The organism is uncultured Roseibium sp., assembly GCF_947496995.1.
GTDB lineage: Bacteria > Pseudomonadota > Alphaproteobacteria > Rhizobiales > Stappiaceae > Roseibium.
Window position 1 is genome coordinate 96,987 of record NZ_CANMFD010000007.1, and the last position, 23,783, is coordinate 120,769.

Below are 23,783 nucleotides of genomic sequence, written 5' to 3' on the forward strand. Positions count from 1 at the left end.
CAAATCATCGCAATAAACGAACTCAGCTTTCACCGAGGATTTGATCATGAGCGAAGCGACCCAGACCCCGATGCCGCGTCTGAACGAACCGGCTCCCGCTTTCGACGCTCCGACCACCCAGGGCCGGAAAACACTGTCGGACTACAAGGGCAAGTGGCTGATCCTCTTTTCCCATCCGGCCGACTTCACGCCCGTGTGCACAACCGAATTCATCGGTTTCGCCAGGCGGCAGGACGATTTCGCCGCGCGCAATACCGAACTGCTCGGGCTTTCGATCGACAGTCACTATGCCCACATCGCCTGGCTGCTCAACATCAGGGAGAAATTCGGCGTCGATGTCGGCTTTCCGGTTATCGCCGATCTGAACATGAAGGTCGCCAAGGACTATGGAATGATACAGCCCGGTGCCTCCGACACGGCGGCCGTGAGGGCAACCTTCATCATCGATCCAGAGGGCATCCTGCGCGCCATGGTCTACTATCCGATGGTCGCGGGCCGGTCGGTGGACGAAATCCACCGTCTTCTGGTCGCCCTGCAAACAGCGGACGAGAACAAATGCGCCGTCCCGGAAAACTGGAAACCCGGCGATGCGGTCATCGTGCCCACCCCGGCTACGTTTGATGCGGCGGTGGCCCGAAACTCAGAAGGCTACGACACCGTCGACTGGTACTTCTCGACCCGCAGCCTTTGAGGAACTCCTGTCTTCACGGGAATGAAGACAGGATGATCTAGGTCAGGGCCAGCCGGACGAGGACGAAATAGAATGAGGATGGTGGCCCTCGCCGGAAAGGGCGCGCGGTACGGGTTTGCTGCCCGTCAGGTGCGCTGCTCCGCGGGGGAAGCCAACGCCTTGCTTCTGGATTTGACCGGATTGCTCCGCGTCCAATCGACTCATCCTCCATCGTGGGTCCGTGATCCAAGGCAGTTATTCACCTACCCGGAAAGACCCAGGCTACGTGCCTGGGGCCTTTCAGTTTCATTCCGGAACAACAAACTTTCAGGAAGACAGATCATGACCGACAAATCGCAAGACAACACCGGCAGCCTCAGCAAGGTTCTGGCTGGGACGTTCCGTCTCTACGTTCAGACCCATGGCTATCACTGGAATGTCGAGGGCCCGAGTTTCCGCCAGCTGCATCTGATGTTCGAGGAGCAGTATCAGAACCTCTGGAACGCGCTCGATCCGATCGCCGAGCGTATCCGCGCCATGGGAGCTTATGCTCCGGGCTCCATCGGAGAGCTGATGAAACTGGCCGGCGAGGAAGCCGCCCCGGCGCAATCCGCCGAAGCCATGGTCGATGCGCTGATCAAATCCCATGACGCTCTGGCGGGCCAGTTGCGCAAGGCCATCGTGACGGCGCAGGAAGCCGGGGACGAGCCGTCCGCAGGCATGCTGTCAGATCGCCTGGAATGGCATGAACAGCAGCTCTGGATGATGAAAGCCTCGCGGAAGTAAGCTTCGGAAGCTGTCCTCTGGCGTGCGGGTGCACCGACATCCACACGTCGACCAGGCTCTCCATTTCAACATCGGACCGTTTGAAATCGGTGGACACCACGCCGCGGGATGCAAAACCTCGCGGCGGGATCCCTTATAGCGTGTTGCGTTTAAACGGTTTCCTGAATTCAATGTAACGCGACACGCTCCAGGAGAATAAAATGCCCCATCCCGTCGTCAAATCCTTCTGGGATCAGCAAACCGGAAGCTGGCAGTATGTCTTTCACGATCCGCAGACCATGAAGGGCGCGATCGTCGATCCGGTTCTGAACTTCGACCCGCTTTCGGCCAGCACTTTCACCGACAGCGCCGAAGAAGTCCTTGCTCATGTGCGCGATACAGGCATCGAGATCGTCCGCATTCTCGATACGCATCCCCATGCCGATCATTTTTCCGCCGCTCCCTGGCTGAAGGAAAAACTCGGCGCGCCGACCGCCATCGGCGAGCATGTGGTGAAAGTGCAAAGGCTCTGGAAGGAAATCTACAACCTGCCGGAGGACTTTCCGACGGACGGCAGCCAGTGGGACCATCTGTTCGCCGACGGTGAGGAGTTCATGGTCGGCAACATACCGGTCCGGGTGATGTTTTCACCCGGTCACACGCTGGCCTCGGTCACCTATGTCGCCGGGGATGCCGCATTCGTGCATGACACGCTGATGATGCCCGACAGCGGCACGTCGCGCGCCGATTTTCCCGGCGGCTCTTCGAAAGAGCTTTATCAAAGCCTGCAGCGCATTCTCGCCTTGCCGGACGACACCCGTGTCTTCGTCGGCCACGACTACGCGCCGGAGGGGCGGGAAGCCGAGTGCATGTCGACGGTCGGTGCGCAAAAGGCGGAGAACATTCATCTTGCCGGGGCACCGTCGCAAGCCGACTATTGCGCTGTCCGCGATGCGCGAGACGCCACGCTGCCGCTCCCCAAGCTCATGCTGGCGGCGCTGCAGATCAACATTCGTGGCGGCCGTAAACCGCAACCGGAAAACAACGGCCGGTCCTACCTCAAGGTGCCGCTCGATTATTTCGAACGCCGGTGACACCGGTGCGACGGGCCACAAGACCTTGCGGCCCGTCGCCGGACCCGGCAAAACCTGTAGCGGCTCGGCAACAGCGGGCCGGATCGCAGGATGACGGCAGGCTGTGCAAATGGGTCATCGCCCGTCCCACTGCCTTTTCGGATCGGGCTGCGCACGGTCTTTTGGGCTGTGGACCTGAATTTTCTTCCGCATACCGCCAAATTCTGCAATATGATTCCCTTGCGTGAACTTGCTTCCATCCAGATGGAACGGCAGGTTCCGCATGTGCACGTTTAAAAGGAAAAAGACATGGGATTTTTCGATTTTGTAAAAGATGCCGGCAAGAAGCTGTTCGGCGATGACGAGGCACCGGCCTCCAGCGCGGAAGCTATCGAGAAGGAAGTTGCAGCCCTTGGGCTCGACGGAGACGTCAAGGTTGAGGTGAGCGGCGATACCGTCAAGATCGCAGGTGCCGCTCCGACGCAGGAAGCGCGCGAAAAGCTGATCCTTGCTGCCGGCAACGTCCTAGGGATCGGCAAGGTCGAAGAAGAGATTTCGGTCGAGACCAGCGAGCCCGAAGCGACTTTCCACACGGTGGAAAAGGGCGACACGCTTTGGGCGGTCGCGGAAAAGGCCTATGGTAACGGCTCCAAGTACCAGGCGATCTTCGAGGCCAACAAGCCGATGCTGTCGCATCCGGACAAGATCTACCCGGGTCAGGTGCTGCGTATTCCTGCCCTTTAAGGGCATTGTTCCAGACCGCGGCACATGCCGCGGTCTGGGGATTATCGACAGGGACAGAACTTTGCCCGACGCGCGCCAAGCCGATTTGCAAGCGCGGCACGAACCCGGGGAGAAGAGGTCACTCCCGACATATATTCAAATATTCAAAAAAAATATTCCGACGTGATCGCATTTGCCTGCTGGACAGGCCACATGAATTGGAGCGCACAATGTCGATTATTCGCTTCTGTCTTTTTGTTCTGATTGCAGTGACGGTCTGCGGCCCAGCCCGATCTCAGGACAATCCCATCGTGACAAGAATGGCTGCCTTCACAGAGGCCTATAACGCGAAGAATGCCGAGATCATATCCGGTTTCTACACTGAAAATGGTGCGCTTCTTCCGCCCCAGGGCAAAGCCCTTGTCGGGCGTGCGCCGATTGCGGCGCACTACGCGAACGCGTTTGCAAGTGGTGTCGCCGGCCTCAAATACCGCGTGCTTGAGATCGATCAGACCAGTAACGATACGGCCATCGAGATCGGCGAGACGCTGGTCGCCTTCAACGCGCAGACCATCACCGGCCGGTCCATGCACATCTGGAAGAAGGTGAACGGCGAATGGTTTCTGCACCGGGACATGTATCATGTGCTCGCCATGTCCAAATGACGCCGCTTCCTGGCGGAAAGTATGGAAAAACCTGAACCGTCATCCAGTTCGAAGGATGTCTTTCAGGGAGTCGTGCTGCTGCCGGACTTCGACCAGATTCAGCCCTGAATGAAGATCGATCAGATGACTTTTCTGGATTTCTTCGGCCGCGTCGCTGTCATGTTCTGCAAAGGCTTTCATCAGCGCATGGTGTGAATGGCTTTCGCAGGCCGTGTCGGGGCGTTTCCAGTACATGGAAATGATCAGGGAGGACCGGGAAATGAGGGACCGGACCATATGGGCCAGGACCTGCTGGCCTGCAATGTCGGCAATCGTGGTGTGGAATGCGCCGGAGAGTGACAGGGCTTTGCCCATGTCTCCGTCATGAAGGGCCTGGTGCTCCGCATCGATATGGGCCTGCAAACGTGCAAGGTCGTTCTCGGTGATGGCTTTGGCCGTCATGCGGGCCACTCTTGGCTCAATGAGTGCCCGGGCCTCGAAAATCTCATGGGCTTCACGAATGCTCGGCTTTGCGACAAAGGCACCGCGATTTTTTTCAATCGTGACCAGTCCCGTGTGGGCCAATGCCTGAAGGGCGGCCCGAACGACCGTGCGACTGGCGCCATAAATCTCACCGACTTCATCTTCAGACAGTTTCGTGCCCGGCGCGAGGCGGTGCTCCAGGATCGCTGCGTGGATCTTCAGGCAGATATCGAGAGTTCGTCCCGGCGGGAGCTGGAACAGATCATGAAGGTGGTGTGCGTCTTTTCTTTCGGGCATCGATTTGCGATCTGCGGAGCCATCTAAGCTGGCGGACTGTGGGTATGTCGTCATCATAGCGCGGGTGTTCGCGGGCACAATCAAAATTGTATACAATATTTGTGCATAGTGTATTTAATGTGATGATAAATTGTGCACTCGAGATGGTCTGCCGCAGCATTTATCAGATCGATTTCCTCATGATCAGCGGAATTCCGCGAAAAAAATAATCTGGCACGGTGATTGCGAAGGAACTGGCGAAATCGTCAGGCGATCCGAGAACCGAGCATATGACCAAAGCACTTGACCTGGAACTTGTCGCGACCACCAAACGCTACGGTGAGACCGTTGCGGTGGCCGCCATCGATCACACGTTCAAGTCAGGAACCTATTCGTGCCTGCTCGGTCCGTCCGGCTGCGGTAAATCCTCGACATTGCGGATGATCGCCGGCCACGAACAGGTCAGCGAAGGCGATATCCTTCTGGGCGACGTCAACATCACCGATCGTCCGCCCGCCAGCCGCGGCACGGCGATGATGTTCCAGAACTATGCATTGTTCCCGCATATCAGCGTCGTGGACAATGTTGCCTTTTCCCAGAAAATGAAGGGCGTCGAGAAATCCGTACGCCGGAAGCGGGCGATGGAGCTGCTCGACCTGGTCGACATGGTGTCCTATGCGGAGCGACTTCCCGATCAGTTGTCGGGCGGCCAGCAGCAGCGTGTTGCCCTGGCGCGGGCATTGATCACCGAACCCTCCGTCCTGCTTCTCGATGAGCCGTTGTCGGCGCTCGATCCCTTTCTGCGCATCAAGATGCGGCTGGAGCTCAAACGCCTGCAGCGTGAACTCGGGATCTCCTTCATCCACGTGACCCATTCCCAGGACGAAGCCCTGGCGCTGGCGGACGACATCATCGTCATGAATGGCGGGAAGATTGAACAGGCCGGCTCTCCCCGGGATGTCTTCAATGCACCTGCAACCGAATTCGTCGCCAGGTTCATTGGGGGCCACAACGTTCTGCAGGTTGGCGGCGAGGCCGTTGCCGTGAGGGCGGACAAACTGGACGTCAGACGACAGGCGGGCGAAGGCGGCGCAATGCTGACCGCCGCCGTCAAGGACGTCGAATATCTCGGGTCGTCGGTCAATCTGGCGCTCGATGCGGGCAGCGCAGGCGATCTGACGGCTGCCTTGTCGGACACGGTCTTTTTCACGGATCCGATCGAAATCGGCACCACCGTCTTCCTCGTCTGGAAGCCGGAGGATGCCCACGCCTTGGCGGTGTAAGCCGTCTGAAACGCCGGCAGGGGACGCCGGAACAAATCCTTTTCAGGGAACAGGAGCAGAAACGCATGACAAAGCAGCTAGACACCAAAGGCATCAGCCGTCGCAGCATCCTGAAAGGCAGCGCCGCCGCCGCCGGTGCCGCCATCGGATCGGGAGCCGTAACCGGCTTTCCGACCATCTGGGCGCAGAACATCAAGGATGTGACATTGCGCCAGTTCGGGACCGGTGTTTCCAACATCAATGAAGTTGCCGCCAAGGTGAAGGAAGACCTGGGCTTTACACTGGAGATGACCGCGCTCGACAGCGACAGCGTCACCCAGCGTGCCGCTACACAGCCGAAGTCCTTCGATATCGCGGACATCGAATACTGGATCTGCAAGAAGGTCTGGGGCGCCGGTAACCTGCAGGCGATGGACACCTCCAAGATCAAGAATTACGACAAGATTGTCGGCACCTTCAAAAGCGGCAAACTGACCCCGGAGAGCGTCATCGCTCAGGGTACGGCGCCGCATACGGTCGGCTTTACATCCGGTCCGGAAGGCACGGATTTCGTTCAGGAAGAATCCGGCTGGATGACGTTGATCCCGACCATCTACAACGCCGATACGCTGGGCATTCGTCCGGATCTCATCGGTCGTCCGATCGACACATGGGCCGAACTGCTGAACCCGGAGTTCAAGGGCAAGGCGTCTATCCTCGACATCTCCTCCATCGGCATCATGGACATGGCCATGGTTGTCGAGGCGATGGGCGAATACAAATACCCGGACAAGGGCAACATGACCCAGGAAGAGATCGACATGACGCTCGGTATCTTCACGGAAGCCAAGAAGAACGGTCAGTTCCGCGCGTTCTGGAAATCCTTCGACGAAAGCGTCAACCTGATGGCTTCCGGTGAGGTGGTGATCCAGTCCATGTGGTCGCCTGCGATCACCGCCGTGCGCGCCAAGGGCATTCCTTGCGTTTATCAGCCGCTGAAGGAAGGCTATCGCTCCTGGGGCGGCGGTCTGGGCCTTTCCAAGAACCTGTCCGGCCTCGAACTGGATGCGGCCTATGAGTACATCAACTGGTATCTCGACGGCTGGGTCGGCGGCTTCCTGATGCGCCAGGGCTATTATTCCGCCGTGCCGGAAACCTCCAAGAACTTCATGACCGAAGACGAATGGGGCTTCTGGTTCGAGGGCAAGCCCGCCGAAGGCGACATCAAGAACCCGTTCGGCGATGTCATGGAAAAAGCCGGTGCCGTGCGCGACGGCGGTTCCTTCTACGACCGCATGGGCTCCGTTGCCTGCTGGAACGCGGTCATGGACGAAAACCGTTACATGGTTCGCAAGTGGAACGAGTTCATCGCCGCCTGACCGCTGCAACGAGAACTCCAGCTTTCCCTGTCCGGCGTCGTGCCGGGCAGGGGCATTAAAACCTTCCGGGCAGACCTGATCTCATGAAGACGACAAAGAAGATCGATCCATCGAAACGGGCCGAGCGTGTCAGCTGGATGCTGGTGACGCCACTGGCCTGCGTTCTCGGGTTCTTTTTGCTGCTGCCGATCCTGACCATCGTCACGGTCAGCTTCTGGAACTTCAACGAGTGGTCGTTCTTTCCCGATTTCATTCTCGACAATTACGTTTACCACCTGACCTCGGCGGTGACCTGGGCAACCTATCTGAAGACGCTGAAATTCATGGTGCTAACCTGGTGCTTCTGCGCTGTTATCGGCTTTACCGTGGCGTATTTCCTGGCCTTCCATGTCCGCTCCCTGCCGGTGCAGATCGCGCTGTTCCTGGTGTGCACCATTCCGTTCTGGACCTCTAACATCATCCGGATGATTTCCTGGATCCCGTTCCTCGGCCGCAACGGCATCGCCAACTCCAGCCTGATCAGTCTCGGCGTCATCGACGAGCCGCTGGAATGGCTGCTCTATTCCGATTTCGCGGTGGTGCTCGCCTTCGTGCATCTCTACGCGCTGTTCATGGTCGTTCCGATTTTCAACACCATGATGCGGATCGACAAATCCCTGATCGAGGCGGCGCGCGATGCGGGTGCAAGCGGCCTGCAGATCCTCACCAACGTCATCATACCGCTGGCCAAGCCCGGCATCATGATCGGATCGATTTTCGTCGTGACCCTGGTGATGGGTGATTTCATCACCGTACGCCACATGTCGGGCGGTCAAAGCGCCTCGGTCGGCCGGATCATCTCCAACGAGATCGCGCTTCTGCAATATCCGGCGGCGGCGGCGTCTTCCGTGGTGCTTCTGTGCACCGTCCTCTTGATGATCGGCGTGATGATGCGCTTCGTCGACATCCGCAAGGAGCTGTGAGCATGGAACCGAGATCGCGCTCCTTTTATGTTCTGGCGGCCTTTTTCACGCTCTTCGTGATCTTTCTCTACGGCCCGGTGATCACCATCGGCATCCTGTCGTTTCAGGGGCCAAAGGGCGGGCTGACCTTCCCGATGAACGGCGTTTCCGTTCACTGGTTCTACGATCTGTTCGAGCAGCAGGCGGTCGGCGACATCTGGGGCTCCTTCCGGCGTTCCTTCGCGCTGGGACTGATGGTCATGAGCGTGACGGTTGTGCTGTCGGTCATGGGGGGCATGGCCTTCCGCCGCAAGTTCCGCGGCTCCTCGGTCTTGTTCTATCTGATCATCGCCAGCCTGATCGTTCCCTCGATCCTGGTGTCACTGGGTGTCGGCCTGATCTTCAACATTCTCGATCTGGAAGTGCACTGGGCAACGTCCGGCTTCGGCTCGCAATTGACGTGGACGCTGCCGTTCGGGCTGCTGATCATGTTCGCGGTCTTCAACCGCTTCGACAAATCCTATGAGGAAGCCGCGCGTGACCTCGGGGCGTCGCCCTGGCAGACCGTGCGCCATGTGGTGCTGCCGATCATAGCGCCCATGCTGATCGGTGTCGCCCTGTTCGGCTTCACCCTGTCCTACGATGAATTCGCGCGCACCCTGCTGACGGCGGGCTCCTACAACACCCTGCCGCTGGAAATCTTCGGCATGACGACCAATGTCACGTCGCCGGTTCTTTATGCTCTCGGCACGCTGACGACCGTTTTCTCGTTCTTCATCATCGGCACCTTTCTGACCATCGTTGTCGTGATGCGCAAGCGTCAGGCCAGCGGCGGCTCCGATGCCGGCTCGGGGCTGGTGTGAGGCGCATGTCTCGCGGCAGGGATGGTACGCATATTCTGGTCATCAATCCGAACACCACGGCTTCGATGACTGCGAAGATCGGGGTGGCGGCAATGGCCGCTGCCGGCCCGTCCACCCGGATAACCGCCGTCAATCCCCCCACCGGTCCGGTCGCCATTCAGGGCAGGGAGGACGGCGAGGCGGCTCTTCCCGGTCTGTTCGCGCTTGTCGAGGACTGGATTGCGGGACCCGAGCACATCGATGCGATCATTATCGCCTGCTTTGACGATACCGGCCTTTGGGAGCTCAAGCAGCGCTGTCCGTTTCCGGTTCTCGGCATCGGCGAAGCCGCCTACCACATGGCGGCCTTGAGTGCCGTGCGGTTTTCGGTCGTGACCACGTTGTCCGTTTCCGTTCCGGTTCTGGAGGACAACCTGCGCCGGACCGGTCTGCGGGCGCGATGCGCCGAGGTTCGTGCCTCGGAGGTTCCGGTTCTGGCGCTGGAAGAAAAGGGTGGCGCCGGGCGCGCAAAAATCGAGGCCGAGATCGCGGCGGCTCTGGCGGACCATGACATCGGCGCCATCGCACTGGGCTGCGCGGGCATGGCCGATCTTGCCGAAGACCTCAGTGACAAATTCAAGGTCTCTGTCATCGACGGTATCGCGGCTGCGGTCAGGCTGATTGAAGCCCTTCCGTATCAGGGCAATCGTTCAGGCTGAAACTGGCGGTCGGCTTGGTGGGAAGAGTATCCCAATCATATCGTGCCGCGATTTTCAGTTATTGCGCCGAAGCAACCACCTCATCCATCCAGGTCGTAATTGTTCAGGATCCTGGCTGCGGCATTGCGGGCGTGGTCGGCGATATTCGGATCGCGGGTGATCAGAGCGGCTACAATGGCGCCATCGATCAAAAGCGCCAGCTCATGGGTCAGTCCCTCGGAATCTTCCGGCCGGGCCTCACGGGCCAGCTCGCGGATCTTGTCGAGGACGACGGTCTTGTGCCGGAGGGCGATAGCCCGCATGCGGTCATCGTCCTTGTCGTGCTCCGCAACGGCGTTGATGAAGGGACAGCCGTAGAAGTGCTCTTCGGCAAACCATTTCTTCAGGACGTCGAAGAGGTGGACGAGTTTATCCGAGGGACTGCCGGGCAGGGCGTCAACCTCTTCGACAAACCATTTTCGCCAGCTTTCACCTTCGCGCTCCAGAACCGCCTCGACCAGACCTTCCTTTGAACCAAAGGCCTTGTAGAGAGTTGTTTTGGCGGTGCCTGCGGCAGCAATGACGGCGTCCACGCCGGTGGCATTGATGCCCTGCTTGCAGAAGAGATCCGACGCGGCGAGCAGGAGCCGCTCGCGTGCGGCCCCCCGTCCGGAAGCTTGTGAGGTCACACCGGAGTTTTCCGAAAACGTGTTTTGTGAAAGGGACACGGAGACCTCTCCTAAAGCTACCGACCGATCTGTTTCCTTTGCTTAGCCGACCCGATTGCACATTTCAATCCGGTCAATCCGGGGGCGTGAGGCAAATAAGAGTGAACCTCAGGTGCACCGGGCGCGGAAATAGGCGCCTGGCATGATCATTCGATTTCAATTTGTGCAGTGCGGTCGTTCCGGAAATTTGGCCGGAACCAGAAAATATCAATGGAAACAACCCGGAAGAAGAAAAACCGCCAACTGGCATGGTCCCTGCTTATAGGAAACAGAACGGTATGTATCATGCTTGAGGCGATCTATGACAGATGGTGCGCATATTCAGACGATTGGTGTCTCCCACACATACAAGGGGGGAGGGACGCAGGCTCTCGGGCAGATCGATCTGGAGATCTGTCCCGGTGAAGCGGTTGCACTGGTCGGGCGATCGGGCTGTGGCAAGTCGACTTTGCTGCATATCCTGTCCGGGCTGTCATTGCCGACCCAAGGCAAGGTTCTGATCGACGGGACCCGGATAACGGAGCCATCGCCGAGCCGGATCATGATGTTTCAGGCTCCCAGCCTGTATCCCTGGATGAGTGTCGAGCAGAACGTCGGGCTTGGTCTGCGCTTCAATGGCAAGATGCGCGAGGCCGGCAAACGCATCCCGGAAGTCCTGGAACTGGTCGAACTCGGCGACTATGCGAAACGCAACGTCCAGGATCTCTCCGGCGGCCAGCAGCAGCGTGTTGCCCTGGCACGATCACTTGCCTTGAAACCCGATGTCCTGCTGCTCGACGAGCCGCTCTCGGCTCTCGATGCCTTCACCCGGCATGCGCTGCAAAGGGATATTCGCAAGATCTGCAAGGAGCTTGGCATCACGCTCGTGCTCGTTACCCACGACATCAACGAAGCCGTGATGATGGCGGACCGTGCGCTGGTGATGAAAGCAGACCCGGGGGACATCGAAGCCGAAATCACAATCCCGATCTCGGGTGACCGCCTGCCATCGATGGCTGCCTTCGGCGAAGCGCGCCGTGAGCTCGTTGCCGCCTATGAGGCGGCGGCGGGCATGGCGATGGCCGAGGCGCAGAGTTTCATTCCCCAGGACAGCCTGAACACGCCAGCGCCCATAGACCGGCTGGCCGCCAATTGACCCGTTTTCCCGACAACAGAGGCATGTGACCATGAGCAGATCCGAAAGCAACTATCTCGACAGCCTGAAAACCGAAGAGTTTGACTGGGCAATGCAGAAATGGGTCGGCGAGGCCTATGCGGGAGATTACTCGCGCCGTCAAATGCTGAGCATGTTCGCCAAGGGCGGTCTGTTCGCGTCGCTGTCCGGACTTCTGTCGTCACTGCCTCAGATGTCCTACGCGCAGGACGATGAAGTCGTGCGCATCGGCTATCTGCCGATCACCGATGCGACCGCGCTTCTGGTGGCCCATGCCAAGGGTTTCTTCGCCGATGAAGGGCTGGAGGCGGAACGGCCGACCCTGATCCGCGGATGGTCGCCTTTGATCGAGGGCTTCGTCTCCAACAAGTTCAATGTGGTGCACTTCCTCAATCCGATCCCGATCTGGATGCGGTACAACAACAACTTCCCGGTCAAGATCATGGCCTGGGCGCATACCAACGGTTCCGGCCTCGTCGTTGGAAAACACACCGACATCACCGACTTTTCCCAGCTTGGCGGCAAACAGGTGGCGGTGCCGTTCTGGTATTCGATGCACAACATCGTCCTGCAGTATGCCTTGAGAGCCTCAGGCGTAACGCCGGTGATCAAGGGGCCGGGCGAGCCGCTGGCGGCAAACGAGTGCAATCTTCAGGTCATGGCGCCACCGGAAATGCCGGCATCACTCGCCGCGCGGAAACTGGACGCCTATATCGTCGCGGAACCCTTCAACGCGCTTGGTGAAATGAAGGCCGGTGCACGGATGCTGCGGTTCACCGGCGATATCTGGAAGAACCACCCCTGTTGCGTGCTTTGCATGCATGAGGAAGCGACGAAGGCACGCCCCGAGTGGACCCAGAAGGTGGTCAATGCCGTTGTGCGCGGTGCGATCTACGCCTCGACCAACAAGGCCGAGGTCGCACAGATCATTTCCAAGAACGGCGAAGGTTATCTTCCGGCTCCGGGGCCGGTCGTCAAACGTGCAATGACCGAATACGACATGCCCGCCTACCGGGAGAGCGGTGCGGTCAAGCATGTTGACGAGTGGCAAAACGGACGGATCGACTTCCAGCCGTGGCCTTATCCTTCTGCAACCAGACTGACTGTCGAGCAGATGAAGGAAACCGTGGTTGGCGGTGACACGGAATTTCTAGCCGGTCTCGATCCGGCCTTCGTGGCCGACGACCTTGTCGACCGCAGCTTCGTGAAGGCGTCTCTGGAAAAATACCCTGAATGGAAGAACGACCCGTCGGTCAATCCGGGCGACCCCTACAACCGCGAGGAGGTCCTGTCGCTGTGAACCAGGCGAGCCCAATCACGACGCGGGAGGCCGGGTTCACACCGTCCTACTCACCCGGCAGCAGCAAGGCCTTTCTGTCCGAGAACATGAGAGGCCGTATCGGCGGCGGACTGGAAAGCCTTGGCTATACATTGGCCGGAATGGCTTTGCTGCTGGCCGTCTGGTGGCTCGGCGGGCGCATGGTTGCGGCCTCCGACGATCTCTATGCCTTTGCCGATTTCGCTCCCGCGCCGACCCTGGTCCGGCTGACGGACATGATCCGGACAGGGGAAGCTTTCCAGATAACGGTTCCCAGTCTGTACAGGATCGCCTCCGGGCTGTTCTGGGCCATCACCATCGGAGTGCCTGTCGGTATTCTGGTCGGTGCCATCGCGGGCTTTCGCAAGCTCACGAATGTGCCGTTTCAGTTCCTGCGGATGATTTCGCCCCTGTCGTGGATGCCCATCGCGGTCATGGCCTTCGCCACCTGGGAAGGCGCGATCGTCTTCCTGATTGCGGTCGCCGCCATCTGGCCGGTCCTGTTTTCGACGGCTTCCGGTCTCAGGCGCATTGAACCTTCCTGGTTCAAGGTCGCCCGCAACCTGGGCGCCCGACCCTGGCACATGCTGTTCGTCATCATCCTGCCGGCGATCTCCCAGGACATCCTGTCCGGCATCCGCCTGGCGCTCGGTGTCGCCTGGATCATCCTCGTTCCGGCCGAATACCTCGGGGTCACCTCCGGGCTCGGCTACGCCATCAACGACGCCCGCGACACGCTCGAATACGACCGGCTCGCGGCCACCGTCGTGATCATCGGGGTGATTGGTTTCAGCCTCGATTCCCTGTTGCAGCTGGCCATCGCAAAGCTCAGCTGGCTGCGATCATCCTGAGTTCATTTTGCCCAAGGAAACCAAAAAGGAGAAACGAATGTCCGAACCTGCAACAGCCCTGACGGGATGTCTGGCACCTATCGACAAGGGCGGTCTCGATGCCCTGATCGAGAATGGCAAGAAGAACCCGAAAGCGGTCAAGACCCTGAAGTGCAAGACGGTTGCGGAAGGTCGATTCCGGCATGCCAACTACATCCGCGACCTGGATCCCTACATCGTCGACGAACCGCCGGGCCTTCTGGGTGATGACACTGCGCCGAACCCGTCCGAAGCGTCTCTGGCAGCCCTCGGCTCGTGCATTGCCGTCGGTCTGCACGCCAACGCGGTGCACCGGGGGATAACCATCAACTCGCTCGAAGTTGAACTCGAAGGCGATCTCAACATCACCGCTGTCTGGGGCACGGGCGATGTCAGCGAAAAGCCGGTCGGTTTCACCGACGTGCGGATCAACGTCCACATGGACGCGGATGCTCCGCAGGAAACCATCGACGAGCTGATCGCTCATGTGTGCCAGTGGTCGCCGGTGTTCAACACCTTCTCGCGGCCCGTGAACATGGTCGCTGCGTCCGTCTGATGCAACCGGTTCGCCCCGCCGCAGCAGGCGGGGCGGATCGTCCCGAAAATCAATTCCCGTCCGTGGAACGAGGAGGTGTGAAGATGAACGCACAGGTACAGCTCAAGACGGTCGTAGATGCGATCTCGCCGGAGAGCGTCGAGAGCATTTTGGCGAATGTGGCGCAGATCGCGAAGACCGACCTTGCTCCTCTCGTCCACGACATCGATCTGAAGGGCGTTTACCCGGAAGCCGTGATGCGCGCGCTCGGTCGCGCCGGCGCTTATGGCCAACATGCTCCGATGAGCGCGGCGGAGGCCGATGCTCCGGATGCCTTCGATCTCGAAACCGCTATCCGCGCCATGACGACAGTCGGTGAGGAATGTCTCTCGACGGCCTTTTGCGTCTGGTGCCAGGACGCGCTCGCCTGGTACATCGCCAATTCCGAAAATGAAACCCTCAAGCGGACCCTCGGTCCGAAGATCGCCAGCGGCGACGTCCTCGGCGGCACCGGCCTGTCCAATCCGATGAAATCGCTCTTCGGCATTGAAAAGCTCCGCCTCAAGGGCGTCAGGGTAGAGGGAGGCTATGAGGTCACCGGCACCTTGCCCTGGGTGTCCAACCTGGGTGAGGACCATCATTTCGGTATCGTCTTTGCCTTGCCGGATGAGGGCGAACGGAAGGTCATGGCCGTTGCCGATTGTTCCGGCGAGGGTGTGAAGATTTCCGAGAACGACGATTTCGTTGCGCTCGATGGCACCAGGACTTTCGGCATTCAGTTGCGCAAGGCGTTTATCCCGGTGGAGAGCGTGCTTGCAGATCCGATAGACGACTACATTCCGCGCATCCGGGCCGGGTTCATCCTGCTTCAGGCCGGCATGGCTTTCGGCATGATCCGCTCATGTATCGACCTCATGGATCAGGCCGGTCAAACCCTGTCTCACGTCAACTGCCATCTTCCCGATCAACCGGATGATTTCCGCGCGCAGCTCGCCGCCATGGAGCAGGAGGTCTTTGAGCTGGCCAGGACGCCGTTCGATACGTCCAGGGAGTATTTCATTCGCGTCATCAAGGCGCGCCTGGCGGCAGGCGATGCTTCGGTCGCAGCCGCTCACAACGCGATGCTTCATTGCGGCGCGCGAGGCTATGTGCGGCGCGGCGCGGCTCAGAGAAAACTTCGTGAGGCCTATTTCGTGGCCATCGTAACACCCGCCACCAAACAGCTCAGAAAGATGCTGTCGGATTTTGGGGCTGCCTGATCACACCGATTTTTTGCAAACCAAGGAGCAATGATTATGACGGATGGAAGTCTGATTTCTCCCGCAGGCCTTGAAAGCCTCGTCGCAAGTGAGCCCTGTGTCGTGATCGATACCCGTGCACCGGAAGCCTATGCCGCCGGTCATATTCCCGGCGCGGTCAATCTGCATGACATCTTCACCTATCTGGCAACGTCCTCGCCTGAAGGCATTGCCGAACTACGGGGCAAGTTCGCAGAGGAGTTCGGCTCGGTCGGTCTGTCGGGCGCGGAAACGGCCGTGATCTACGAACAGTCGATGGCAACCGGCTTCGGTCAATCCTGCCGCGGCTATTTCCTGCTGCAATATCTGGGTTATCCGAAGATCAAGGTCCTGCATGGTGGCTATGAGGCGTGGGAGGCTGCCGGTCTTTCGACATCAACCGACGCCGTCGCTCCGGAACCGAAGACGTTCCCCGTATCCGACAATGGCGCGGAACTGATGATGGACGTCGCCGACATGATGGAGGCGATCAAGAGCGAAGGTGTCGTCAAGCTGGACGTGCGCGACATCGACGAGTGGATCGCGGAAAGCTCGTCGCCATACGGCAAGGATTTCTGCCCGCGCAAGGGCCGGATTCCGGGTGCCAGATGGATCGAATGGTACCGGATGATGAAGCCGACGGCATCGGGGCCGATGATCAAGTCGAAGGACGAGGTCCTCGCGGAATGCGCCACGGTGGGCATCACGCCGGAAACGCCGGTTGCCATCTACTGCTTCAAGGGCGCGCGCGCTTCGAACACCTATCTGGCGCTCAAGGAGGCGGGCGTTAAAGACGTCAAGATCTATTTCGGCTCCTGGAACGAGTGGTCTCGCGATCCTGCGCTTCCGATCGAGGAAGGTCTGCCTTTTTAAAAGGCTGAACCGCACCGGCGGCGGCAGCCTGCCGCCGGTGTCCTGAGCGAAAAACAGGACCAAGAGAATGAATGCGCCAATTGTGATTGTTGGAGCCGGTCAGGCCGGAATGAAAGCCGCCGAGACGTTGCGGGCCAAGGGGTATGACGGGGATCTCGTGCTCTTCGGGGATGAGCGCCGGTTGCCCTACCAGAGGCCCCCGTTGTCGAAAGCCTACCTGAAAGGCAGCATGGCGGAAGAGCAGCTTTACCTCCGCCCGGAAGCCTATTTTGCGGCACAAGCGATCGATCTCCGGTCGGGTAGCAGGGTCGACAGTCTGGACGTTCAGGCCAGAAGTGTCTGTCTGGAGAACGGCGAAAAGCTCGCTTACTCCAGGCTGCTGCTGGCCACGGGAACGCGGGCGCGGCAAATTCCGTTGCCGGGCGCAGATCTGAACTGCGTTTTCACCCTCCGCAGCATGGACGATATCGCCCCTCTCCGCGAGGCGCTGGCATGCGCGAGACGGATCGTCATCATCGGCGCAGGCTACGTCGGAATGGAATTCGCCGCAGTAGCCGCGGGCATGGACAAGTCGGTGCAGGTGGTCGAGGCACAGTCCCGGGTGCTGATGCGCTCGGTTGCTCCGGAGATATCGGAGTATTTTCAAACGCTTCACGGCCGGAACGGGGTCGGCTTTCATCTCGGCATCAATGTTGTGGCTCTTGAGGGGAGCAGCGGCTCTGTCACTGCAGTGAAGCTGGCTGACGGCAGTGCACTTGAGGCGGATCTCGTCCTGGTCGCGGTGGGCGCCGTGCCGGTCACCGGACTTGCAGAGGCGGCGGGGCTTGAGGTATCGAGCGGTATCGTCGTCGATGAGGACTGCCGGACATCGGCACCGGATATTTTTGCCGCCGGTGACTGCAGTCTCTATCCCTCGAAGCGCTACGGCAGGCAGCTCCGCCTCGAAAGCGTCCAGAATGCAATCGATCAGGCCAAGGCTGCGGCCTGCGCCATGTTGGGCGAAAGCGTTGTCTACGATCCGGTTCCCTGGTTCTGGTCCGATCAGTTTGACACCAAGCTGCAGATCGCCGGCCTGTCCGAAGGTTACGATCGCACACGGCTGGACGGTGATCCCGACAGCGGCAGTTTTTCCCTGAGCTACTTTTCCGGCGACCGGCTTCTGGCCGTCGACGCCATCAACGCACCGCGTCAGCACATGCTGGCGCGCAGAGAACTCGCGCAGCTGCCCGAGGCTGCTGCCGCCTGAAACGGAATTGCATAACCACGTCAAACCAGGAGAGCAAACATGAGCACCGTTACGAGCATGCCATCCGCCGATGTCACACTGGCGCCCTTGATGACCAAGCTGGAGATGACCGAACTGGTCATGGCCGCGAAATTCGCAAAGCAGGCAAGCTGGGCGGATATCTCCGCAGCCGCCGGAATGTCCGATGTTTTCGTGGTGTCGGCGTGTCTCGGCCAGAATGCCCTTCCGGCAGAAGCCGCTGCAAAGGTTGCCGGCTTCCTCGGCTTCGGCAATCGCACCAAAGACGTCGAGATCGCCCTTCAACTGCCGCCCAAAAAGGGTCAGGAAGCCGAAACGGTTTCCAAGGATCCGCTGATCTATCGCTTCTTCGAGATCACCTATGTCTATGGCGACACGATCAAGGAGTTGATCCATGAGGAGTTCGGCGACGGAATCATGAGCGCCATCGATTTCGACCTGAAGATCGAGCGGGAAGAGAACCCGAAAGGTGACCGGGTCAAGGTGACCATGTGCGGCAAGTTCCTGCCTTATAATCAATGGTGATGTGAACCAGGAGGGCAGCCGATCCAACCGGAGCGGCTGCCCTGTTTCAAGCGCTCGCCAATCCGGTTCCCTTTCTACTCAACGGACCATGGTCAATCTGTCCCAGTCGGCATAGTCGGGTGAGCCTTCGTGGCGGACTTTGCCGGCGTATCCGTATTCGATCATATGCACCATGACAGAGTGCTCATCGGTCAGGATGACCGCGTAGGCCTCGGGTAAATCGGAACCACTCAGGTTTCGTTCATTGCCGAAATCAGCCCAGCCTGCATGGTTGGTGCCACGGGGCGCACTGAACGGAACGCCATGCAAGGACCCGCAAAGCGGCAGATGGCAGTGGCCGTGAAAGATATGGCGGATCTTGTGCTTGTGTTTGGCGATCACGCCGGCAAAGGCATCTGTATCGCGCAACATGATCTTGTCCATAGGATCGATGCCGATTGGAACCGGGTTGTGGTGCATGAAGAGGAAAGCGGGACCAACAGTCTTGTCCAACTGGTCGCACAGCCACTCAAGACGCTTTTCGCAATAAAACCCGGCGTGTGAATCGGGCCCCCATGTATCCAGAGTGATGCCTGTGCCGATCGGCAATTCGAATACGGCCTGCACAAAGCCGTTTTCATCAGCCTGTTCCGGAAAAACGGTCAGGAAGACATCTCGTTCGTCGTGATTGCCGATGCACAGGCTCACAGGAATGCGCACGTTCGAAAGAATGGCTTTCAAACGCTCGTAGTCGCTCTTTTCACCCCAGTCGGACAGATCTCCCGTAATTACGATCCGGTCTGCATCCGGATGGGACGAGAGTGCATGGTTCAGCGCTTTTTTGAAGTTTTCATTGGGATCGCGATCGGCGATCGTCTGACCTGGCGTTGTCAAATGTATGTCTGTCAGCTGTATGAGTTTCATGATGTCCCCGAAGGCGTCGGTATCGGCGAAAAAAGCCGCCCGGAAACCGGGCGGCTCATTCAAGAAAGTGCGGATTTAGCTACCGGACGGCAGCAGGTCTTGGACTTCTTCCTGAAGCTGTTCCTGCAGTTCCTTCATGTCGTCGTATTCACCGGTAACGATGCCTTCCAAGCCGTCGTAGATCACCTGTGTCGCGGCAAGACCGTTGTCGCCAGGATAGGCCTGCCAGTCACGCAGCAGCGGCAGCTGACGCACGGCGGTTTCCTTGTTCGGGTTGTTCTTGTAGAAATCGGCCAGGATGACTTCGTTGGCTGCCTTGTTGGGGGGCATGTAGCCTGTGGTGCGAGCCACTTCAGCCGCGCCCTGGCCGGACGTAATGAATTTCAGCCACTTCCAGGCAGCCTGCAATTCGTTCGGGTCCTTGCTTGTGGAAACCAGCATAGCGGCGTTACCGCCGGCCGGGAGACCCTTCGGTCCCGTTGCTTCGAGACCCGGAAATTCGTTGGTTTTGAGTTCAAAATCGCCTTTGGCGCGTTCAACGGCACCAAGGGCGGATGTCGACCAGTACATCATGCCGATTTCACCGGCGGAGAAGGAGGCCAGAGCCGCTTTCCATTCGATATTCTGCATGTCGCAGCCGCGGAACAATCCCTTCATGGTTTCAAGGGTTTTAAGGCCTTCCGGGGAAGAGATCTGGAAATCGTTGCCTTCCATGATGGCTTTGTCCTGCGACCACATCATCGCTTGCAGGAACCAGTTTCCGGTGATGTTCCAGCCCCAGAACATCGGGTTTTTGACACCGGCTTCGCGCAGCTTGCCGCAAGTCGCGACGACTTCGTCCCAGGTTTTCGGCAACTGGTCGGCGGACGTGATGCCGGCCTTGGCCATCACATCCATGTTGTAATAGCCGACAGGCAGGGAAACGGAGAACGGCAGGCCGTAGACTTCGCCGCCGAACGTGCCGAGTTTCAGCATCGCATCGTGGTAGCCTTCGGTCGCGAAACCGTCTTCAGCCTCGATAAAAGGTGCGAGTGATTTGGCAATGCCCTTGTCGACCAGGATCGCCTGACGATTCAGCCCTTGCATGGTGACGTCCGGAAGTTCTCCGGCAACAGCTTCCCGCAGGATCGTGTTGGAAGCGTCTTCGTAGGATTCATACGCAGCGCGCATCTTCACTTCGATGTTCGGATATTTCTCGTTGAAGAGAGGCAGGATCTTCTCGTAGGTCACATCGAACAGGTGGCTGTAAGGATATGCGAATTCGATGGTGATCTTCTCTTCAGCGTGCGCCGTGCCGGCGGCGAGAAGAAATGCTATTGCGGTGAGGCACTTTTTCATGGAAGTCTCCGTGGTGTTGCCGTGGGAGCGGTCAGGTCGCCAAACTCGCCCGTTCCCGGTTGATCCCCTCGCGGGATTTCGGTGATGAGGCCGCCTTTCAAAGGCGGCCTTTTTTGCGGGCCTACTTCATGCCGCTCAGGGTGATGCCTTCGATGAAGCGTCTTTGGGCGATCAGGAAAGCAATGATGAGCGGGGCCACGATCACGGTGGCTGTCGCCATCATGGGACCGAAGTTGTCGCCGTCCGCATCGCCCTTGAATTCCCGCAGGCCGAGCGGCGGGGTGAACAGGTCCCGGTTGCCGGTTATGACGATGCGCGGCCAGAAGTAGTCATTCCAGTGCGCCACGACCGAGAAGATCGCGAAAGCCAAAAGGGCCGGAACGGCGGTTGGCAGCATGACGTTCCAGATGATCGAGAACTCGCTCATTCCGTCCATCCGGGCGGCATCTATGAGGTCGTCTGGAACGGTCATGAAAAACTGCCGCATCAGGAAAATTCCGAAAACCGATATCGTCCACGGGATGACCAGTGCGGCGTAGCTGTTGGTAAGGCCCAATTTGGCGAGCATGATGTAAAGGGGCAGGGCGATCGCGTGAACCGGGATCAGCAGACAGAACAGCACGAGCCCGAACACGGCTTCGCGCCCCCAGAACCGCAGTTTCGCAAGAGCATATGCACAGGGAAGCGCGACAAGGACCTGAATGAAGAAGATGGACGCCGTGATGATGACGCCGTTCAGCAGGTAGCGGACGAGCGGGGCCTTGTGAAAGGCCGTGGTGTAATTGTAGATCGCCGGGGTTACCATGCAGTCGGCAATGTCCTTGCCCAGCTTGACGCAATAATCGTCCCGGAAGGATTCCTGGGCGCCGAAAAACCCTCCGATGTTCTGCATGATCTCGGCGGGGCTTTTGAAGCTGTAGCTGAGCATCACATAGAACGGCAGCAGGACAATCAGGCTTCCCAGGATCAACACCAGATGTTTCAGGGTTTCCGTCGCGGAGAACCGGAAAGATGGCACGCTGAAAGCGCCAGATGCTGTCCCGTTTGCGGGCAAAGAGAGATCGCTCATGAATAATGGACCCGTTTTTCCACCAGCCACCGCTGGGCAAGGGTGAGGAACATGACAAAGACGAGGAACACGACGGTAATTGCCGCACCAATGCCCATCAGGTTTTGCTGAATGGCCTTTTCGTAGATGGCGAACATCATCACGTAGACGGACTTCGAAGGCCCGCCGCCTTGCGGATAAAAGGCTTCCACCGTGTCGAACACCTGAAACGAGCGGATGAAGGATATTGTCACGACAAAGACGGTTGTCGGTCCGAGCATTGGCCAGGTCACCAGCCGAAACCGTTCCCAAGCGGATTTGGCACCGTCCATTTCCGCCGCTTGATAAAGCTCGCGCGGAACAGAGGTCAGGCCGGCAAGATAAAGCACCATGTTGAAGCCGAAGCCCTGCCACACACCGATGAAGGCAACGGTCCAGATGGCGTAGTCCCGGTCGGTCAGCCAGAGCGGAAACCCGCGGTCGCATCCCTGCGAAAACCAGCTCCAGCTTTCCAGAACCGTGCCACAGCCCTTTTCGAGCGTGGAATTGACGATGCCGATTGTGGGGTGGAGCGCGAATTCCCAGACAATTGCCATGGCAATCAGGGCGGCCATGACCGGCAGGAAATAGATCGTCTTGTAGAAATCTCCGAACCGTTTGGTCGAATTGATGAGGAGCGCAGCACCAAGGCCCAGACCGACCGACAGGGGAACCACCACAAAGACATAGCGGAAGGTCGCTCCGAACATCTTCTGATAGGTCGAGCGGGTGAAGATCTTCTCGTAGTTTTCAAGTCCCACCCAATCCGCCCCCGGATTACCGAGACTGTAGTTGGTGAAGCTCATCACGCCGGCAATTCCGATCGGCATCAGCAGGATGACGGCCATCAGAAACAGCGCCGGGCCGATGAACCACCAATGGGCTCTGGAGGACGGCATCAGGCGACCTCCGAAACATGTTCGAGCGGTTCCGTCATCAGATCCATCCGCTTGCCTGACGGATCGAACACCATGGCAAGGCCATGTAGGCGCTTGAAAGCGATGTCATGGCCGATCGAGATCGCGCTGCCTTCAACGGGAGATGCCCGAACAACAAGCCGACTGGCGCCGTCCTGAATGGCTGTATGAAAATAAATGTCCGCGCCAAGATTTTCCTTGTGAATGACCCGGCCCTTGAGGGCCTCGGGATCCGTCGGGTCACAGAGCGCCAGATGCTCCGGCCTCAGGCCGATGGTTACGTCGGTACAGGCTGACGGCGCCACGCGCGAGAGGACAACATCTGCGCATCGCGCATGGCCGGCGGGGTCCAGATGACCGGCCAGAAGATTGATTTTCGGTGCCCCGACAAATTCAGCGACCCGGATGTCACGCGGATTGTTGTAGATCTCGTCCGGCGTCCCGAGTTGAAGGATGTTTCCATCCATCATGACTGCCATCCGGTCCGACATGGTCAGCGCCTCGGCCTGATCGTGAGTGACATAGACAAATGTCGTCTTCAGCGACCGGTGCAGTTCTGCAAGTTCGGCGCGCATGTGGATGCGCAATGCGGCATCGAGATTGGAAAGGGGTTCATCCATCAGGAACGCGGCCGGATTTCGAACCATGGCGCGTCCCAGCGCAGCGCGTTGACGCTGGCCGCCGGACAGCTGACCCGGTTTGCGGTCGAGAAGATGCTCGATTTTCAGAATTCGGGCGGTTTCTTCAACCTGCCGATGGAGCATCCGGTGTTTTTTGCGGCCGATCACGGCACCTGCGACCGGCAGGCGCTCGGCAAATGACAGATCCCGTAACCGCAACGGGGTCATGATGTTCTGGGCGATGGTCAGGTGCGGGTAAAGGGCATAGGACTGGAACACCATGGCGAGATTCCTGTCAGCAGGCCGAACAGAATTGACGCGTTTTCCGTCGATCAGGACATCGCCGGAAGACGGAGCCTCCAGACCTGCCAGGATGCGCAGCAACGTTGATTTGCCGCAGCCGGACGGGCCGACAAGTGTCAGGAATTCGCCTTCGGCGATACTCAGATCGATTCCGGAAAGGACGGATGTCTCGCCGTAGTTCTTTTTGATTGCGCTTAAGGATATGGCTGCCATTAAGTCTGCCCCGTTGTGTCGAGGGCAAACTAGCGAGGCTGATTGAAGTGTCTGTGACGTAATATTAGCGTCGCTAATGACAGCTAGAGTTTTCCATGAAATCC

General features: G+C 58.9%; 25 protein-coding genes. 18 read left to right on the forward strand and 7 right to left on the reverse strand.

All coding sequences use genetic code 11. The annotated features are described in order from the left end of the window. The first annotated feature begins 46 nt into the window (after positions 1–46). The 5 genes from Q1B40_RS22665 (at position 47) to Q1B40_RS22685 (ending at position 3,896) form a co-directional block, all read left to right on the forward strand. Entirely contained in the window at positions 47–691 is a 645-nt protein-coding gene (locus tag Q1B40_RS22665; RefSeq protein ID WP_299820048.1) for a peroxiredoxin, read from the forward strand. 321 nt (positions 692–1,012) lie between these two features. Next, positions 1,013–1,456 carry a DNA starvation/stationary phase protection protein gene (locus tag Q1B40_RS22670; protein ID WP_299820051.1) on the forward strand — a complete coding sequence of 148 codons (444 nt, stop codon included), beginning with the start codon at positions 1,013–1,015 and terminating at the stop codon, positions 1,454–1,456. A 200-nt stretch (positions 1,457–1,656) separates the two neighbouring features. After that, positions 1,657–2,529 (forward strand): MBL fold metallo-hydrolase, encoded by an 873-nt coding sequence (locus tag Q1B40_RS22675; protein ID WP_299820054.1) that lies wholly within the window; start codon positions 1,657–1,659, stop codon positions 2,527–2,529. 288 nt (positions 2,530–2,817) lie between these two features. After that, positions 2,818–3,252: a peptidoglycan-binding protein LysM gene (gene lysM / locus Q1B40_RS22680; protein WP_299820057.1), complete on the forward strand. Its 435-nt coding sequence runs from the start codon at positions 2,818–2,820 to the stop codon at positions 3,250–3,252. A 299-nt stretch (positions 3,253–3,551) separates the two neighbouring features. Further along, on the forward strand, positions 3,552–3,896 hold the full coding sequence (locus Q1B40_RS22685) for an SgcJ/EcaC family oxidoreductase (protein WP_299820060.1): 345 nt from the start codon (positions 3,552–3,554) through the stop codon (positions 3,894–3,896). A gap of 39 nt (positions 3,897–3,935) precedes the next feature. Here Q1B40_RS22685 and Q1B40_RS22690 read toward each other — a convergent pair whose 3' ends face one another. Further along, positions 3,936–4,655: a GntR family transcriptional regulator gene (locus tag Q1B40_RS22690; protein WP_299820063.1), complete on the reverse strand. Its 720-nt coding sequence runs from the start codon at positions 4,653–4,655 to the stop codon at positions 3,936–3,938. 269 nt (positions 4,656–4,924) lie between these two features. Between Q1B40_RS22690 and Q1B40_RS22695 the strand changes: the two genes are divergently transcribed. The 5 genes from Q1B40_RS22695 (at position 4,925) to Q1B40_RS22715 (ending at position 9,777) form a co-directional block, all read left to right on the forward strand. Next, positions 4,925–5,917, forward strand: a complete 993-nt coding sequence (locus Q1B40_RS22695; RefSeq protein WP_299820066.1) for an ABC transporter ATP-binding protein — start codon at positions 4,925–4,927, stop codon at positions 5,915–5,917. Positions 5,918–5,982: 65 nt separating this feature from the next. Next, the gene (locus tag Q1B40_RS22700; protein ID WP_299820069.1) at positions 5,983–7,275 is read left to right on the forward strand and encodes an extracellular solute-binding protein; all 1,293 of its coding nucleotides are present in this window, start codon (positions 5,983–5,985) and stop codon (positions 7,273–7,275) included. A gap of 83 nt (positions 7,276–7,358) precedes the next feature. Continuing rightward, entirely contained in the window at positions 7,359–8,237 is an 879-nt protein-coding gene (locus tag Q1B40_RS22705) for an ABC transporter permease (RefSeq protein ID WP_068415925.1), read from the forward strand. A gap of 2 nt (positions 8,238–8,239) precedes the next feature. Continuing rightward, positions 8,240–9,079, forward strand: a complete 840-nt coding sequence (locus Q1B40_RS22710) for an ABC transporter permease (RefSeq protein ID WP_299820074.1) — start codon at positions 8,240–8,242, stop codon at positions 9,077–9,079. Positions 9,080–9,084: 5 nt separating this feature from the next. Continuing rightward, positions 9,085–9,777 (forward strand): aspartate/glutamate racemase family protein, encoded by a 693-nt coding sequence (locus tag Q1B40_RS22715; RefSeq protein WP_299820077.1) that lies wholly within the window; start codon positions 9,085–9,087, stop codon positions 9,775–9,777. A gap of 80 nt (positions 9,778–9,857) precedes the next feature. Here Q1B40_RS22715 and Q1B40_RS22720 read toward each other — a convergent pair whose 3' ends face one another. Continuing rightward, positions 9,858–10,445, reverse strand: coding sequence for a TetR/AcrR family transcriptional regulator (locus Q1B40_RS22720; protein ID WP_299820291.1), 588 nt, complete (start codon positions 10,443–10,445; stop codon positions 9,858–9,860). A 340-nt stretch (positions 10,446–10,785) separates the two neighbouring features. Here Q1B40_RS22720 and Q1B40_RS22725 point away from each other — a divergent pair, with 340 nt between their 5' ends. The 8 genes from Q1B40_RS22725 to cynS all read left to right on the forward strand — a co-directional run bounded on the left by Q1B40_RS22725 (position 10,786) and on the right by cynS (position 18,298). Further along, positions 10,786–11,619, forward strand: coding sequence for an ABC transporter ATP-binding protein (locus Q1B40_RS22725; RefSeq protein WP_299820080.1), 834 nt, complete (start codon positions 10,786–10,788; stop codon positions 11,617–11,619). Between the two features lie 31 nt (positions 11,620–11,650). Next, on the forward strand, positions 11,651–12,937 hold the full coding sequence (locus tag Q1B40_RS22730; protein ID WP_299820083.1) for an ABC transporter substrate-binding protein: 1,287 nt from the start codon (positions 11,651–11,653) through the stop codon (positions 12,935–12,937). Next, entirely contained in the window at positions 12,934–13,806 is an 873-nt protein-coding gene (locus Q1B40_RS22735) for an ABC transporter permease (protein ID WP_299820086.1), read from the forward strand. Before Q1B40_RS22730 ends, Q1B40_RS22735 begins: the two co-directional genes overlap by 4 nt. Before the next feature lie 37 nt (positions 13,807–13,843). After that, on the forward strand, positions 13,844–14,380 hold the full coding sequence (locus Q1B40_RS22740) for an OsmC family protein (protein WP_068415913.1): 537 nt from the start codon (positions 13,844–13,846) through the stop codon (positions 14,378–14,380). A gap of 83 nt (positions 14,381–14,463) precedes the next feature. Then, positions 14,464–15,618 carry an acyl-CoA dehydrogenase family protein gene (locus tag Q1B40_RS22745; protein WP_299820091.1) on the forward strand — a complete coding sequence of 385 codons (1,155 nt, stop codon included), beginning with the start codon at positions 14,464–14,466 and terminating at the stop codon, positions 15,616–15,618. A 36-nt stretch (positions 15,619–15,654) separates the two neighbouring features. Continuing rightward, entirely contained in the window at positions 15,655–16,509 is an 855-nt protein-coding gene (locus Q1B40_RS22750) for a sulfurtransferase (protein WP_299820094.1), read from the forward strand. 67 nt (positions 16,510–16,576) lie between these two features. Beyond that, positions 16,577–17,755: an FAD-dependent oxidoreductase gene (locus Q1B40_RS22755; protein ID WP_299820097.1), complete on the forward strand. Its 1,179-nt coding sequence runs from the start codon at positions 16,577–16,579 to the stop codon at positions 17,753–17,755. A 39-nt stretch (positions 17,756–17,794) separates the two neighbouring features. After that, positions 17,795–18,298 (forward strand): cyanase, encoded by a 504-nt coding sequence (gene cynS, locus Q1B40_RS22760; RefSeq protein ID WP_235867110.1) that lies wholly within the window; start codon positions 17,795–17,797, stop codon positions 18,296–18,298. A 78-nt stretch (positions 18,299–18,376) separates the two neighbouring features. Here the strand turns inward: cynS and Q1B40_RS22765 are convergent, their stop codons facing one another. The 5 genes from Q1B40_RS22765 to Q1B40_RS22785 form a co-directional block, all read right to left on the reverse strand. After that, a complete protein-coding gene (locus Q1B40_RS22765; RefSeq protein WP_299820109.1) occupies positions 18,377–19,201 on the reverse strand; it encodes a phosphodiesterase in 825 nt (274 codons plus the stop codon). 75 nt (positions 19,202–19,276) lie between these two features. Further along, positions 19,277–20,539, reverse strand: coding sequence for an ABC transporter substrate-binding protein (locus Q1B40_RS22770; protein ID WP_299820111.1), 1,263 nt, complete (start codon positions 20,537–20,539; stop codon positions 19,277–19,279). Positions 20,540–20,660: 121 nt separating this feature from the next. Continuing rightward, the gene (locus tag Q1B40_RS22775) at positions 20,661–21,608 is read right to left on the reverse strand and encodes a carbohydrate ABC transporter permease (RefSeq protein ID WP_299820113.1); all 948 of its coding nucleotides are present in this window, start codon (positions 21,606–21,608) and stop codon (positions 20,661–20,663) included. Further along, complete coding sequence (locus Q1B40_RS22780) at positions 21,605–22,525, reverse strand: carbohydrate ABC transporter permease (protein WP_299820115.1); 921 nt, start codon at positions 22,523–22,525, stop codon at positions 21,605–21,607. Before Q1B40_RS22780 ends, Q1B40_RS22775 begins: the two co-directional genes overlap by 4 nt. Further along, positions 22,525–23,679, reverse strand: a complete 1,155-nt coding sequence (locus Q1B40_RS22785; RefSeq protein ID WP_299820118.1) for an ABC transporter ATP-binding protein — start codon at positions 23,677–23,679, stop codon at positions 22,525–22,527. Before Q1B40_RS22785 ends, Q1B40_RS22780 begins: the two co-directional genes overlap by 1 nt. Positions 23,680–23,783: the final 104 nt, after the last annotated feature.